Source organism: Marinobacter salinisoli (assembly GCF_017301335.1).
GTDB classification, from domain to species: domain Bacteria; phylum Pseudomonadota; class Gammaproteobacteria; order Pseudomonadales; family Oleiphilaceae; genus Marinobacter; species Marinobacter salinisoli.
Genome location: NZ_CP071247.1, coordinates 1,761,295 through 1,775,914 on the forward strand (window position 1 = coordinate 1,761,295; position 14,620 = coordinate 1,775,914).

Below are 14,620 nucleotides of genomic sequence, written 5' to 3' on the forward strand. Positions count from 1 at the left end.
AGTTATAGCTGCCAGTCATGGATATAGCTAGAAGCTTTATTGGGAGACGGCGCTCATAACGCGTATCATGCCTACCTCAAAAGTGTACCACAGGGTAATGAGATGAATTTCCCCACAATAGAAGATTATGTCGGGCATACCCCATTGGTTCGCCTGCAGCGTCTGCCGGGTGAGACGTCCAATATCATTCTCGCCAAGCTGGAAGGCAACAACCCTGCTGGATCGGTCAAGGATCGGCCAGCGCTCAGCATGATTCAGGAAGCGGAGCGCCGCGGCGCTATTCAGCCAGGCGACACGCTGATTGAGGCCACCAGTGGCAATACCGGGATCGCTCTGGCGATGGCGGCCGCCATCAAGGGGTACCGGATGGTGCTGATCATGCCAGCCAACATGAGCGAAGAGCGCCGTGCGTCCATGCGTGCCTATGGAGCCGAGATCGTTACCGTGAGCCAGGAAGAAGGGATGGAAGCAGCCCGGGACCTGGCTCAGGCGATGGAGGCCGAGGGCAAGGGCAAGGTGCTGGATCAGTTCAGTAACCAGGACAATCCCCTGGCCCATTACCGCACCACTGGCCCGGAGATCTGGCAGCAGACAGGCGGTCGAGTCACGCATTTTGTCAGCTCCATGGGCACCACAGGCACCATAATGGGCGTGTCTCGCTACCTGAAAGAGCGTAACCCCGATATCCGCATCGTGGGGTTGCAACCGAAGGAAGGGGCGTCCATCCCCGGTATCCGCCGCTGGCCCGAGCCCTACCTGCCAAAAATCTACGACGCGAGCCGTGTGGACCAGGTCATGGATATTGACCAGCAGGAGGCCGAGGACACCATGCGGGCGCTGGCCGCTCAGGAGGGCATCTTCTGCGGCGTTTCCTCTGGCGGGTCCATTGCCGCTGCCCTGAAACTGTCCGCCCAGGTTGAAAACGCGGTTATTGTTGCCATTATCTGTGATCGAGGCGACCGATACCTTTCTACCGGCGTCTTTCCGGGCGCCTGAACCACCGTTTAACCGAGAGTACGTTTATGAGCAGACGACGCCGCAAGGCTCTTCCCTCAGAGCCTGTGCGCTGTAGCATCGAGTCCCTGAGTCATGATGGCCGGGGCATTGCCCGTCAGGACGGCAAGGCCCAGTTTGTCGATGGGGCCCTGCCGGGCGAGACCGTGATGGCAAAAATGGTGTCCACCCGCAGCAAATTTGATGAACTGCGGACTCTCGAAGTGATTGAAGGGGTGTCGGAGCGTCAGACGCCGCCCTGCAAATTTGCCGATCTGTGCGGTGGATGCAGTCTCCAGCACATGAGTGGCGATGCCCAGATACGGTTCAAAGAAGACACCCTGAGAGAGCATTTTGCCCACTTCGGAGGCATAGAGCCGGAGGAGTGGATCGAGCCCATGCGCTCCGATGACAGCCTCGGTTATCGCCGCAAGGCCCGGTTAGGGGTGCGCTACGTGCCGGCGCGTGAATCGGTGCTGGTTGGTTTTCGCGAGAAACGCAACAGCTTCCTGACCGATATCGACCAGTGCGTGGTGATGGATCCCCGCATTGGCGAGCGGATCATGCCGCTTCGGCAGATGCTGCATGAACTGGATGCCTACAAGCGCATTGCCCAGGTGGAAGTCGCCTGTGGCGACGACGCGGCTGCTATGGTCTTCCGGAACATGGATGAGCTGAGCGAGGCGGATCGCGCGCGTCTGATCGAGTTCGGACAGGCCCACGAATTGCATATCTATCTGCAGCCGAAGGGGCCGGATACGGTGCATCGCATCTGGCCGGAGTCTTCCGGCTCTGACGACGAACGCCTGAGCTATCGGCTGGAAGAGTTTGACCTGACCATGCGGTTTCACCCCATGGACTTTACTCAGGTCAATGCGGGCATTAACCAGAAGATGGTGCACCGAGCGGTGGAATGGCTGGATATCCAGCCGGGCGAGAGAGTGCTGGATCTGTTCTGTGGTCTGGGCAATTTTACGCTGCCGCTGGCCCGCAGGGGCGGGCAGGTAGTGGGCGTGGAAGGTGACGACACCATGGTCGTGCGCGGGCGCGAGAACGCGCAGTTCAACGGGCTGGATAACGTCAGCTTTCACGGCGCCGATCTGCACGGCGATTTCACCGGTCAGAGCTGGGCGAAAGAAGGCTTCGACAAGATTCTGATCGACCCGCCAAGATCCGGTGCCGAGGAAATTTGCAAATATCTGACGGCGTTCGGCGCCCGCAGAATCGTCTATGTTTCCTGTAACCCGGCCACGCTCGCCCGCGACGCCGGAGTGATGGTGCGCAATGGCTATCGGTTGGTGCGTGCCGGTGTGATGGATATGTTCCCTCATACCACGCATGTTGAATCGATCGCTCTGTTTGAGCGCGATTCCTCCTAAAGGTTGTTCGCCCCATAGGATTGTGGGTGATAGCAAACAGGGACTGCGAAAGCGATATGGTAAAAGTCCGCGAAGATTATGCCGTAACTGACGAGGGCGAGGTCGATATTGAACGTTGCGTTCAGCATATCGCCGGCCTGACCCAGTTGGAGAACATCGATCAGTTCCGGAAAGCTTGCGAAAGGGCGGCGGAGGCCGACCTGCAGGCTATTCGTGACGACCAGCAGTGGACCCAGGGCGCCAGCAGTTTCCGGATCGGGCTGGAAATAGTGCAGGTGCTGGCGGAGCTGCACCTGGATCAGGCCAGCCTGGTGGCGGCCATGCTGTACCGGGCCGTGCGCGAGGAACGCTTGCCACTGGAAAACGCGCGCCGGGAGTTCGGCGACGAGATTGCCGGCCTGATCAAGGGTGTCCTTCAGATGGCGGCGATCTCCTCGATTCACCACCCCCTCAAAGGCAATGTTCTCGGTCAGAGTGAAGGCCAGCTGGACAACGTCCGCAAAATGCTGGTGACCATGATCGATGATGTTCGCGTGGCATTGATCAAACTCGCTGAGCGAACCAGTGTCATTCGGGCGGTCAAAAACTCGCCTGAGGAAAAGCGCATGCGCGTGGCCCGGGAGGTGTTTGATATCTACGCACCCCTGGCGCATCGGCTGGGCATCGGGCACATCAAGTGGGAGCTGGAGGATCTTTCTTTCCGCTACCTGCACGAGAGCGCTTACAAGAAAATCGCCAAGTTGCTGGATGAAAAACGCCTGGCGCGCGACAGCTATATCCGAAGTGTCATCGATATGCTTCAGCAACAGCTCGAAGAGTCTGGAATCAAGGCAGAATTGTCGGGTCGGGCCAAGCACATCTACAGCATCTGGCGGAAGATGCGCCGCAAGGATATCGATTTCTCTCAGGTCTACGACGTCCGGGCGGTGCGCATTCTGGTCCCGCAAGTCCGGGACTGCTACGCGGCGCTCGGGATTGTCCATACGCTATGGCGCCACATTCCGAACGAATTTGACGATTACATCGCCAACCCCAAGGAAAACGGGTATCAGTCGCTGCACACGGCCGTCATCGGGCCCGAAGGCAAGGTGGTAGAAGTGCAGATCCGAACCCACCAGATGCACGAGGAAGCGGAACTCGGGGTTTGTGCGCACTGGCTGTACAAAGGTACCGACAAGGGCAACAAGTCCACCGGCTACGACGCCAAGATCAACTGGCTGCGTCAGGTGTTGGAGTGGCAGGAAGAACTCGGGGACTTGTCTGGTCTGGCGGACCATCTGAAGTCAGACGTCGCTTCCGACCGGGTTTATGTCTTCACACCAGAGGGACATGTGGTCGATTTGCCCCAGGGCGCGACGCCAGTGGATTTTGCTTATCGGGTTCACACTGAGATCGGTCATGCCTGTCGGGGCGCCCGGGTGAATAACCGCATCGTACCGCTGACGTACCCGCTGAAAACCGGCGATCAGATTTTTATCCTCACCTCGAATAATCCGGCGCCAAGCCGGGACTGGCTCAACCCGAGTCTGGGGTACATTCAGACCTCGCGCGCGCGGGCCAAGGTGACCCATTGGTTTAAGCAGCAGGATCGTGACCGGAATATTGTCGATGGTCGGGCCATCCTGGAGGACGAGTTCAAGCGCCTTTCGCTTTACGACGTGAGTCTGAACGAGTTGGCTCAGCGGGTGAACTATCTGTGCGCCGATGACATGTTCGCCGCCATTGGTGCCGGCGATCTTCGTCCTGCTCATGTTGCAAACGTTGCCCAGCAGTTGCTGGAGCCCAAGTCCGAGCAGCTGGACCTGAAGCTGACTCCTCAGCGTCGCGCGCCGATTCCGGCGGATTCTGACATCCACATTGTCGGCGTTGGCAAGCTCAAGACCCAGGTGGCCAAGTGCTGCAAGCCGCTGCCGGGCGATCCCATCGGCGGGTACATCACCGTTGGTCGAGGCGTTACCGTGCACCGGTTGGATTGCCTGACCTTTCTGCATCTGCGGGAGTATGAACCGAACCGTATCATTGAAGTCAGCTGGGGCGGCCAGCCCAGGGCGGTCTATCCGGTCGACATCGAGATCGAGGCCTACGACCGATCGGGCCTGTTGCGAGACATCACCCAGGTTCTGTCGGCCTCCAAGACCGACGTTCTGGCGCTCCATACCCAGACCAACAAAGACGAAAACACAGCCACCATGACCGTGTCTGTGGAGATATCGAGTCTTGAGCAGTTGGCCCGATTGCTGGCCCAGATTCGTAATCTACCGAATATTATCGACGTAAGGCGCAGGCGCGGATGAGTTATTCAATTGACGATCTCAAGACACTGATGGCCCGCCTCCGTGACCCGGACACCGGTTGTCCCTGGGACGCCCGGCAAACCTACGGCAGCATCGTGCCCCATACCATTGAGGAAGCCTACGAGGTCGCTGATGCCATCGAGCGTGGCGACTACGGCCATCTCAAGGATGAGCTCGGCGACCTGTTGTTCCAGGTGATCTTCTACGCCCAGATTGCCCGTGAGGAAAACCGATTCGAATTCGAGGAGGTGGTGGACAACCTGGTTCGCAAGCTGCTTCGCCGCCACCCCCACGTGTTTCCGGACGGTTCGCTGGACAGCCGCGTCGATCCGGATAACCGACCCGATGAAGCCTGGATCAAGGAAAGCTGGGAACGCATCAAAGCGGAGGAGCGCGCTTCAGCGCCGCCGTCCGATGAGACGCCAAGCCGGCTGGATGGCATTGCCCGAACTCTTCCGGCCATGGCCCGGGCGGAGAAGCTTCAGAAAAGAGCTGCCCGGCACGGTTTCGACTGGCCGGATATCGCACCGGTATTTGACAAGCTGCATGAGGAAATCGACGAGCTGAAGGAGGCTTTTTCAGCCGCGCAGGATGGCTCGGGTGACATCGATGCCGTTGAAGATGAGCTGGGCGATCTTCTGTTTGTGTGTGTGAACCTCGCGCGTTTTCTTGGCGTAAATCCTGAGCAGGCTCTGAAACGCACCAATCACAAGTTTGAAGCCCGGTTCCGGGCAATCGAGCAGGTGCTGGAGCGGGAGGGTCGCAACATGGATGGCGAAACTCTGGAAGCCCTGGACGCTGTCTGGCAGTCGGTCAAGGGTGTCGAAAACGGCAGCGCCGGCACCTAAGGCAGGCTGAAAAAATGCGGTAAGTACAATCCGTTACCAATTTCATGGCCCCCTGAATTGCTGGTTCGTCTAAACTTCTTCGCAACGGCGTGCAGATGTCGTTAGCGACCAAAAAGATGCAGAAGTGAGGGCACGATGAAAATTAAGGATCTGGTCAATTACTGGGATAAACATGCGCGGGGAAGGTTAACTCGCGACGCCTATTTTCTGGCACTGTCTGACCAGCATCACAGCCGCCTCGAAAAACTGGCGGCACTTTACCCGATGAAATCCCCGCAGGACCTGATGCGAGACCTGATCTCTGCAGCTCTGGATGAGATGGAAACCAGTTTTCCCTACGTTCAGGGCACCAAGGTGGTGGCTTACGACGAGGATGGCTTCGAGATCTACGAGGATCAGGGCCTGACCCCGAAGTTTGTCAGCCTGAGCCAGAAGCACATTCAGCGCCTCAAGGCTCGCCAGATAGAATCCGTCGCCTGACGGATCAGGTTTGAGGTAATTCCTGGCTCCCGAGTCAGGAGCGTCGTTGAGACGCTCCTGTTTGCTGCGCTCTGAAGCCGAACTTCGGCAGTGCACGCATCCTTACTTCGATTTCTTGCCTTCCAGGCGATCCTTCAGTGGCGTCTGGCGCACCAGATCATCCAGCGCTGCGCTGATCATGTCGTTCAGGATGTCACTTTCGCTGCGGTCGGGATAAATCTCTGCCAGCGCCGCAATCCTTGCTGCGTCCTCCAGCGGAAGCCTCAGATTGTAGTCATGAGTACGCTCAACAGTTTGCTTGTCGTTTTCCCAATGCTTCGGCAGATCAGTGACTTTCATTTGGACTCCTGTGACCGCTGGCGCGCTTCGCCAATAGACTTTCTGAACCAAACCTTAGTATCGTAAGTTTCGTTCGCCTCCGTCAATTAAAAGGACGTAACCGTGACCGAACTTCACCCCGACCTTCGTGAGAATGTCCGCCTGCTGGGCGAACTGCTGGGCCAGAGTATCCGCAGATCGCCGGGCCAGGACTGTTTTGAGCTGATTGAAGAAATCCGCGCAGCGGCCAAGAGCGATCGACTGCAGGAAGATGACTCCGGCCAGCGCCTGGTCAACCTGTTGCGCAAGCTGAGTGACGATGAGCTTCTGCCGGTGACTCGCGCTTTCAACCAGTTCCTGAACCTGGCTAACCTGGCCGAGCAGTATCATGGCATCCGCCGTAAACGAGGCCATCAGTCGGACCTGATTGTTGAGTCTCTAAGCGAGGTGTTCGGCCGACTGAAAGCCGGTGGTGTCAGTCCGGCCGAGTTGCACGAGCGTGTCTCGGATCTGAGGATCGAATTCGTGTTAACCGCGCACCCCACGGAAGTGGCCCGCCGCACCCTGATCCTGAAATACGACGAGATGTCCCAGTGCCTGGCGCAACTGGATCACGATGATCTTTTGCCCGCGGAGCGGGAGGAACTGATCGAGCGTCTGTCGCGCTTGATTACCGAAGCCTGGCATACCGACGAGATTCGTCATGAGCGTCCAACGGCGGTGGACGAGGCCAAGTGGGGATTTGCCGTTATCGAGAACAGTCTGTGGCACGCATTGCCCCGCTTCTTGCGCAGCCTTGACGCTTCCCTGGAGGAGGCAACGGGTACCGGCCTGCCGATGCAGGTTTCACCCATTCGCATTGCCTCGTGGATGGGGGGCGACCGGGATGGTAATCCCAACGTGACCCACGATGTGACACGCCAGGTGTTTCTGCTCGGGCGCTGGATGGCCGCCGATTTGTTCCTGCGCGACATCAAGGTGCTGCGGGCAGAACTGTCCATGTGGCAGGCCAGCGATGAACTGAAGAACGTGGTGGGCGACGCCAGGGAACCTTACCGTGAGGTACTCGGGACCCTGCGCGAGCGCCTGTTGAAAACCCGCAAGTGGGCAGAAGCTCGAATCAGCGGCGAGCCCGCAGACACCACCGACATCCTGTTCGAAAACGAAGATCTGACGGCACCGCTGGAATTGTGTTACCGGTCGCTGGTGGCCTGTGGTCTGGAGAGCATCGCAGATGGGCCGCTGCTGGATACCATTCGTCGGGCACACACCTTCGGCCTGCCGCTGATCCGCCTTGATATCCGGCAGGAGGCCTCCCGCCATGCGGAGGCGGTGGCCGAGATGGTCAGTTACCTCGGTCTCGGGGATTACCTGTCCTGGCCGGAAGAGCAACGGCAAGCCTTTCTGATCAAGGAATTGCAGGGGCGCCGTCCGCTGATTCCCCGCAACTGGGAAGCGTCCGACAACGTCCGGGAAGTGCTGGCCACCTGCGAGGTGGTCGCCGGCCAGACACCGGAAGCACTGGGCTCCTACGTTATCTCCATGGCCAGTAAGCCGTCGGATGTGCTGAGCGTCATTCTGTTGTTGCGCGAAGCCGGCATGAAGCACCCCATGCGGGTGGTGCCCCTGTTCGAGACCCTCGACGACTTGCGGGGCGCGCCGGAGAGCATGGCGGCGCTGTATCAGGTGGACTGGTATCGGCAGTATGCTCAGGGGCGCCAGGAAGTGATGATCGGTTACTCCGATTCTTCCAAGGATGCAGGGCAGTTGATGGCGGCCTGGGCGCAGTACCAGGCGCAGGAAAAACTGACCGAGGTCGCCAGTCAGTACGGCGTGCATTTGACCTTGTTCCATGGTCGTGGCGGTACTGTCGGTCGCGGTGGCGGGCCGGCTAACCGGGCGATTCTGTCGCAGCCTCCGGGATCGGTGAATGGCAGTTTCAGGATTACCGAGCAGGGGGAAATGATCCGCTTCAAGTTCGGCCTGCCCGATCTGGCGGTTCAGAGCCTGACGCTCTATACCACTGCGGTGATTGAGGCCACGCTGGCGCCACCGCCCCAGCCGGAACCCGACTGGCGGGACACTATGGACTGGCTGACAGAACGGTCGCTGAAAGCCTATCGTGAAGTGGTTCGGGAACGCCCGGATTTCGTGCCTTACTTCCGGCAGGTGACGCCGGAACAGGCGTTGGGCAAGCTGGCGCTCGGCAGCCGGCCGGCGAGACGCAAGGCAACAGGCGGGGTGGAAAGTTTGCGTGCCATCCCGTGGATTTTTGCCTGGACCCAGATGCGGCTGATGCTACCCAGTTGGCTGGGCAGTGATGTCGCCCTTGAGGCAGCGGCTAAGGACAAGCGACTGCCTGCACTGCGGGAAATGATGCGGGGTTGGCCATTCTTCCGGACCTACGTGGATATGCTGGAAATGGTGGTGGCCAAGGCTGATCTGCGTATCGCCAGCTACTACGAGCAGACACTGGTGGATGATGACGAACTCAGGCAACTGGGCGCCGACCTCCGCAATCGTCTGCAACGCTGTATCCAGCGTCTCCTGGAGCTGAAGCAACAGCAAGAGCTGCTGGAAGCGGAGCCGGTATTCGCCCATTCCATGCGGGTACGTAACCCTTACACAGATCCGCTTCACTTCCTGCAGGCAGAGCTGCTTCGCCGCAGCCGGGAAGGGGAGGATAAGGGCGAGGTTCCCGAACTGGTCGAGCGGGCCCTGAAGGTCACTATGGCCGGTATTTCGGCCGGCATGAGAAACACCGGCTAGGCGGCGCGTTTTGCAGCGCTCGTGCTGAATTCCGGCCTACCCACCTCGGACGCACTTCCGGCCGGCTTGCTGATGGACCCTGGCGGTGTCGTACTCGTGGTTCGTGAGTTCGGTGCAGAACTGGATGCGGGCTATTGAGTCCGTGTCCGCACGCCCGCTCCAGCGGCTCATTCCAGAGCCGGCTGACCTGGATGCACTGGCGTCTTCCCTTTCCCCTGAACTCGCGGCTGCCCCGGCGAACCCTTGCTCGCCCGGATATGGTACGGAGGTCGACTTTCTCTATGGAGGCTGACTTCGTATAATGCGCGTTCTCTGAATCCCGAGGTCAGCCGGTGTCTGCTGATGGAGAAGTTGTCGCAAAGGCTCGGGCTTTTGCAACAACTTTTCACACGATATGACTTAAATGGGAGCACAACGTTATGCGGATCATCATGTTAGGCGCGCCGGGCGCGGGTAAAGGGACTCAGGCCCAGTTTATTACCGAGCGCTTCGACATTCCCCAGATTTCTACCGGTGACATGCTGCGAGCTGCGGTCAAGGCCGAGTCCGACCTTGGCAAGCAGGTGAAGGAAGTGATGGCGACCGGTGGTCTGGTGTCCGATGACATCATCATTGCCCTGATCGAAGAACGCATCCAGCAGCCGGACTGCAAGAACGGCTTCCTGCTGGACGGCTTTCCGCGCACCATCCCTCAGGCTGAGGCTCTGAAAGATCAGGGCATCGCCATTGATTACGTCGTTGAAATCGCCGTTGATGACGAAGAAATCGTCAGCCGTCTGTCGGGCCGCCGTGTGCACGAGGGCAGCGGGCGGATTTACCACGTTAAATACGATCCGCCCAAGGTGGAGGGCAAGGATGATGAAACCGGAGAGCCTCTGGTTCAGCGCGAAGACGACAAAGAAGACACCGTGCGCAAGCGTCTGAGCATCTACCATGACCAAACCGCTCCTCTGGTGGGCTACTACCAGGATTGGGCAGCCAGGGATGCTGAAGCCGCGCCCCGCTACGTTCGTGTGGAAGGTGTTGGCAGCCTCGACAGCATCCGCGATCAGATCCTGTCTGAACTCAAGTAATACTTCGGAATTTGACCCACGTGAAACTGCTGGCACTGGACACTTCCTCGGAGGGCTGCTCGGCAGCCCTCTTGGTCGATGGCGCGCTGTCTGAACGATTTGAGATAGCGCCCAGAGGCCATACCCGCCTTTTGATGCCCATGGTTCGTGAGCTGTTGGCAGAGGCCAATCTGTCCCCGTCGGATCTTGATGCGCTGGCGTTTGCTCGCGGACCGGGATCGTTTACCGGCCTGCGCATCGCCACGGGCGTTATTCAGGGGCTGGCCTGGGGACTCGAGGTGCCGGTTGTTCCGGTATCCTCCCTGCAGGCGGTGGCGATGGCTGCGATTGACGCCGGCAAGCTTGGTGAGGGAGACGCTGTTGCCGTGGCCTTCGATGCGCGCATGAGCGAGGTCTACTGGGGCTGCTTTGCGTGTCAGCAAGGCTTGCCGATACTGCAGGGTGAAGAGCGGGTTTGTCCGCCTTCCTTGGTCGACCTTGAAGGAAACGCAGGGCGGTGGTTTGGTGCCGGCGCGGGCTGGAAGTTCCGGCAGCAGATGCCGGAGGCGGTGGCCAGTCAGGTTCATGCGACCGATGAAACCCTGGTGCCGCGGGCTGCCTGGGTAGCCCGGCTGGCAGAGCATGGCGCCCGCCAGGGGCAAGGGGTTCCAGCACACCAGGCCCAGCCGGTGTATATCCGCGATGAAGTGGCCTGGAAGAAGCTGCCGGGACGGGAATAACACGACTTTGCTTCTGTCCTCGCATCGACCATACTTGCCGCTAGCGAATCCTTCTCTCTCAGGTTTTGGTTCTTGTCCATGATTGGTGGCATTCAGCCCGGTACCCACAACGTTCAGCCTGGCAAAGGCGGTCCCGTCAGGGAGCGCTCCGATGCGGTTGGTGCGCCCGCCTTGATGCCGGACAAGAATCCGGCCGCCGCTCGCCAGGATATGGCAAAGCAGGCACCGGAGCCGGTTCTGACTGATAACGCGGAACGCCGAATCGAAGCGCGCCGTGCCGCCGAAGATGTCCGTCTTGAGCGTTTCCGCGCAGACCAGATCCCCCTCCCTGCTGCCCAGGCGCTGTCCACCTTTGCGGTGGTTGCCGCCGCCGGGCAGGGTTTCGAAAACGAAGCCCCCTTAGCCGGCATTGATATACTGGTTTGATGGCACCAGCAACGTCTGATCTGGACAAAAAACTCGCTGAACTGGCCCTTGGGCGCAGTCCACTCGGCGATGCCGCGCTCACTGCCTCGCTTCGGGACACTCTGGGGCTGCCTGATCTTGGTGTGGTCCGGCCCAAAGATGTGCGTGATTGTGCAGTCCTGCTCTATTCCGACGATCAGGGGCTTTGCCTGCAAATAACGGGCAAGGGGGCTCCGGGCCCGGTTCGTGTTGATTTCGTGGCCGGGAAAATGGGGTATCGTCGTGAGCACGGCGGGGGTGTGGGGCAGTTGGTGGCCAAAGCGGTGGGCTTGCAGAAAACCAGGGCGGCACTGCATGTTCTGGATGCCACGGCTGGCCTGGGTCAGGACGCGTTTGTGCTGGCCAGTCTGGGTTGCACGGTGACGTTATTCGAGCGAAACCCGGTGATTCATGCCTTGCTGGCAGATGGCCTTGCTCGAGCGGCGCTAAACGTGGATTGTGCGCCGATCATTCGGCGTATGACGCTGAAATCGGGCAGCAGCATAAAGTGGCTGGCCGAAGCAGACCCGGAGTCGGTGGATGTGGTGTATCTGGATCCGATGTTCCCGCACCGGGATAAGTCTGCTCTGGTCAAAAAGGAAATGCAGGTCTTTCGGCGCATCGTAGGTGATGACGACGACTCGGCCGAACTACTGCATGCTGCTCTTAAGTGTGTCCGTTACCGGGTCGTAGTGAAACGCCCGCGGAAGGCTCCTGCGATCGAAGGGACGGCGCCGGCAACGGTGGTTGAGGGTAAAAGCAGTCGTTACGACATCTACCCGGTCAAGGCGCTGCCGGCCCAGTAAACTCAGGCGTCCATCATGGTGACTTGCTGAATGGCCTGGCGTTTCTCAAGGCCCAGAACCAGCCGGGCATCTTCTGCGACCTCATCCAGACCGTCTCCGTAACTGATCAATCCGTTTTCGTCCGTGGTGATCACGCCATTCTTCTTGAGATGGGCGATGAAGTTACGGAACAGGGATTTGTCGAAGAACTCCGGAGCGTTCAGGCCGAACAGAATCGACATGCGCTCGGCCAGCAGGGTGCTCTGTTCTTCCAGTTCTACGGCGGTGAGCTTGCCCGAGCCGTTCTTGCGGAGGATGCCCAGGGCAATGTGGTAGCGCTCCAGGGTCTGGATGATGAAGCGTGACAGCACCCGCAGTCGTAGCATTTCCTCGGTGCCTTCTGCCGGCCGGGCGATGCGGCCATCGTCCAGCTCGGTCAGCAGGCCCTGATCAATCAGCACATCAACCCAGCGACTGATGACCTTTTCGACGTCGTCGGCATCGTACTGGAGGAACAGCTCGGCCTGCAGATAGGGGTAGGCGACGCCGGCCAGGAACAGGATCTTATCCCTGCGAAGGGCATCCTTGTTTTCGAACAGGCTGGCGACGAGGGCGGGCAGGGCGAACAGGTGCTGGATGTTGTTCCGATAGTAGGTCATCAGGATGGCATTGCTGCCTTCAAGGGCGATTATATCACCCAGTTTCTGGGGTTGGCGCTCCACCAGGCCCATGTTTTCGCAGTAGGCGACCCAGTCTTTACCGCTGCCTTCGGGCAGGGTAACGGTGTCGGCGTAGGGGTAAGCCTTGAGCAGGTCGGCGTACTGATCCATCAGCCGGATCAGTTGTTTCTCGTCCATCGCCAGCCGTTCCGTACCCAGCAAAACCGTGGCGGTCATGCCAATAGGGTTTACCGCCACGGCCGCGTTTATATTCGAGGCCACACGCTGGGCCAGCCGATCCACCACGGTGTTGAGCCAGGCTGGACGGTACTCGGAGTCGTAGGCTTCCTCACGCCAGCTGTCGTGAACGTCATCCAGCACTTCCGTTAGCGGAATGGCATCGCCGAAATTCAGCGCAACCCGGCCGAACGAATTGCTCAGCTTACGGGCGGTTCTGGCCAGTGTGAAGATGCTCTCCTTCTGCTTTTTCTTGCCCCGGAGTTCGCCCAGATAGGTTCGGCCTTCCATGACTTTCTCATACCCGATGTAGACAGGTACAAACACGATGGGCTTTCGATGGTTGCGCAGGAAACTGCGCACGGTCATGGCGAGCATGCCCGGGCGCGGCTGCAGCATTCGCCCGGTCCGGCTGCGTCCGCCCTCGACAAAGTATTCGACCGAGTACCCACGGGAAAACATCACGTGCATGTACTCGTTGAAAACGGTGGCGTAGAGGGGGTTGTCCTTGAAGCTCCGGCGCATGAAGAAGGCTCCGCCGCGGCGCAAAATCGGGCCGACGACCGGCATGTTCAGGTTAATCCCGGCGGCGATGTGCGGCGGCATCAGGCCGTTTTTATACAACACGTAAGACAGCAGCAAATAGTCGATGTGCGACCGGTGGCAAGGCACGTAGACGACGGCACTTTCCTGCGCCACCTCTTTCACCACCTTGATGTTATTGACAGCGATGCCGTTGTAAATCCGGTTCCACAACCAGGACAGAATGACTTCCAGAAAGCGGATGGTGACGATGGACATGTTGGCGGCGATTTCATCCGCGTACTTCCAGGCTTTGGCGCGCACTTTTTCCGGCGCAACACCCTCTTTGGCAGCCGTTTCCCGTATCGCTTCTTTCACCGCAGTCGTTCGTACCAGGCTGCCTACCAGGGTCCGCCGGTGAGACAGGTCAGGTCCGAGTACCGCTTGTCGCACGCGACCGAAATGAGTGCGCAGAATCCTTGCCAGCTTACGCTGGGCCCGCTCCTCGGAGTGGCGATATTCGTCGATCACCTGCTTGAGGGACAGCGGCTGGTTGAATTGAACGTAGGTGCTGCGGCCATGAACCATGATGATCAGAAACTTTTGAAGTCGTCCGGCGACGTTCCAGGTGTCCGACAGCAGCAGTTTGACCAGGGATTTTTCCTTGTCGGGGGAGCGGCCCCAAAACAGGGAAACGGGCACAATCTGGACGTCCTGATCGGGGTGCGCCAGGCCGTATTGAATCAAGGCCTCAAATTCAGACGTGACTGTTGGCGTTGGCCGGCGCCGGAACAGACCGCCCGGGCGATCGTAAAGAAAGAAGAAGGAATGAGCCGGACCATTCTTGACCGGGAGGGACTCTGTGGCCCCGGGCAGGTCGGCGCGGATGACTTCGTGTTCGAGTACCAGCCGGCTGGACAGGGAGCTGGTTGGGAGTACGTAACACACCGGTTTTTCCAGATCCAGCCCCAGCGCCTCAACGCTGTTACCACTGGCATCGGTTCTGACCCAGAGAAACAGGATCTTCCTGAAAAAGGCCAGTATCAGGCTATGAATGCCCTGGAAAAATCGCATACATTCGTGCTCCGGTGAACGTAAAG

12 protein-coding genes are annotated in these 14,620 nt (G+C 59.2%); 10 read left to right on the forward strand and 2 right to left on the reverse strand.

Annotated elements, in window-relative coordinates:
• Positions 1–102 precede the first annotated feature (102 nt).
• The 5 genes from cysM (at position 103) to LPB19_RS08055 (ending at position 5,994) form a co-directional block, all read left to right on the forward strand.
• Complete coding sequence (cysM, locus tag LPB19_RS08035; RefSeq protein ID WP_206645541.1) at positions 103–996, forward strand: cysteine synthase CysM; 894 nt, start codon at positions 103–105, stop codon at positions 994–996.
• A gap of 26 nt (positions 997–1,022) precedes the next feature.
• Positions 1,023–2,372 (forward strand): 23S rRNA (uracil(1939)-C(5))-methyltransferase RlmD, encoded by a 1,350-nt coding sequence (gene rlmD, locus LPB19_RS08040; RefSeq protein WP_206645542.1) that lies wholly within the window; start codon positions 1,023–1,025, stop codon positions 2,370–2,372.
• A 56-nt stretch (positions 2,373–2,428) separates the two neighbouring features.
• On the forward strand, positions 2,429–4,666 hold the full coding sequence (relA, locus tag LPB19_RS08045; protein WP_206645734.1) for a GTP diphosphokinase: 2,238 nt from the start codon (positions 2,429–2,431) through the stop codon (positions 4,664–4,666).
• Entirely contained in the window at positions 4,663–5,514 is an 852-nt protein-coding gene (gene mazG / locus LPB19_RS08050; protein WP_206645543.1) for a nucleoside triphosphate pyrophosphohydrolase, read from the forward strand. Before relA ends, mazG begins: the two co-directional genes overlap by 4 nt.
• 135 nt (positions 5,515–5,649) lie before the next feature.
• The gene (locus tag LPB19_RS08055) at positions 5,650–5,994 is read left to right on the forward strand and encodes a pilin assembly protein (RefSeq protein ID WP_206645544.1); all 345 of its coding nucleotides are present in this window, start codon (positions 5,650–5,652) and stop codon (positions 5,992–5,994) included.
• Positions 5,995–6,096: 102 nt separating this feature from the next.
• Here LPB19_RS08055 and LPB19_RS08060 read toward each other — a convergent pair whose 3' ends face one another.
• Positions 6,097–6,333, reverse strand: coding sequence for a hypothetical protein (locus LPB19_RS08060; protein ID WP_206645545.1), 237 nt, complete (start codon positions 6,331–6,333; stop codon positions 6,097–6,099).
• 102 nt (positions 6,334–6,435) lie between these two features.
• Between LPB19_RS08060 and ppc the strand changes: the two genes are divergently transcribed.
• The 5 genes from ppc to LPB19_RS08085 all read left to right on the forward strand — a co-directional run bounded on the left by ppc (position 6,436) and on the right by LPB19_RS08085 (position 12,123).
• Positions 6,436–9,081: a phosphoenolpyruvate carboxylase gene (ppc, locus tag LPB19_RS08065; RefSeq protein ID WP_206645546.1), complete on the forward strand. Its 2,646-nt coding sequence runs from the start codon at positions 6,436–6,438 to the stop codon at positions 9,079–9,081.
• A 419-nt stretch (positions 9,082–9,500) separates the two neighbouring features.
• Positions 9,501–10,154, forward strand: a complete 654-nt coding sequence (gene adk / locus LPB19_RS08070) for an adenylate kinase (RefSeq protein ID WP_206645547.1) — start codon at positions 9,501–9,503, stop codon at positions 10,152–10,154.
• Between the two features lie 20 nt (positions 10,155–10,174).
• Positions 10,175–10,873 carry a tRNA (adenosine(37)-N6)-threonylcarbamoyltransferase complex dimerization subunit type 1 TsaB gene (gene tsaB / locus LPB19_RS08075; protein ID WP_206645548.1) on the forward strand — a complete coding sequence of 233 codons (699 nt, stop codon included), beginning with the start codon at positions 10,175–10,177 and terminating at the stop codon, positions 10,871–10,873.
• A 78-nt stretch (positions 10,874–10,951) separates the two neighbouring features.
• Complete coding sequence (locus LPB19_RS08080) at positions 10,952–11,299, forward strand: UDP pyrophosphate phosphatase (protein ID WP_206645735.1); 348 nt, start codon at positions 10,952–10,954, stop codon at positions 11,297–11,299.
• A complete protein-coding gene (locus LPB19_RS08085; protein ID WP_206645549.1) occupies positions 11,299–12,123 on the forward strand; it encodes a class I SAM-dependent methyltransferase in 825 nt (274 codons plus the stop codon). Before LPB19_RS08080 ends, LPB19_RS08085 begins: the two co-directional genes overlap by 1 nt.
• Positions 12,124–12,125: 2 nt before the next feature.
• On the opposite strand, the gene plsB is transcribed toward LPB19_RS08085, so the two are convergent.
• The gene (gene plsB / locus LPB19_RS08090) at positions 12,126–14,594 is read right to left on the reverse strand and encodes a glycerol-3-phosphate 1-O-acyltransferase PlsB (RefSeq protein ID WP_206645550.1); all 2,469 of its coding nucleotides are present in this window, start codon (positions 14,592–14,594) and stop codon (positions 12,126–12,128) included.
• Between the last annotated feature and the right edge of the window lie 26 nt (positions 14,595–14,620).

Coding starts and splice junctions, on each gene's coding strand:
- cysM (WP_206645541.1), top strand. CDS start 103: ATGAATTTCCCCACAATAGAAGATTATGTCGGGCATACCCCATTGGTT.
- rlmD (WP_206645542.1), top strand. CDS start 1,023: ATGAGCAGACGACGCCGCAAGGCTCTTCCCTCAGAGCCTGTGCGCTGT.
- relA (WP_206645734.1), top strand. CDS start 2,429: ATGGTAAAAGTCCGCGAAGATTATGCCGTAACTGACGAGGGCGAGGTC.
- mazG (WP_206645543.1), top strand. CDS start 4,663: ATGAGTTATTCAATTGACGATCTCAAGACACTGATGGCCCGCCTCCGT.
- LPB19_RS08055 (WP_206645544.1), top strand. CDS start 5,650: ATGAAAATTAAGGATCTGGTCAATTACTGGGATAAACATGCGCGGGGA.
- LPB19_RS08060 (WP_206645545.1), bottom strand. CDS start 6,333: ATGAAAGTCACTGATCTGCCGAAGCATTGGGAAAACGACAAGCAAACT.
- adk (WP_206645547.1), top strand. CDS start 9,501: ATGCGGATCATCATGTTAGGCGCGCCGGGCGCGGGTAAAGGGACTCAG.
- LPB19_RS08080 (WP_206645735.1), top strand. CDS start 10,952: ATGATTGGTGGCATTCAGCCCGGTACCCACAACGTTCAGCCTGGCAAA.
- LPB19_RS08085 (WP_206645549.1), top strand. CDS start 11,299: ATGGCACCAGCAACGTCTGATCTGGACAAAAAACTCGCTGAACTGGCC.
- plsB (WP_206645550.1), bottom strand. CDS start 14,594: ATGCGATTTTTCCAGGGCATTCATAGCCTGATACTGGCCTTTTTCAGG.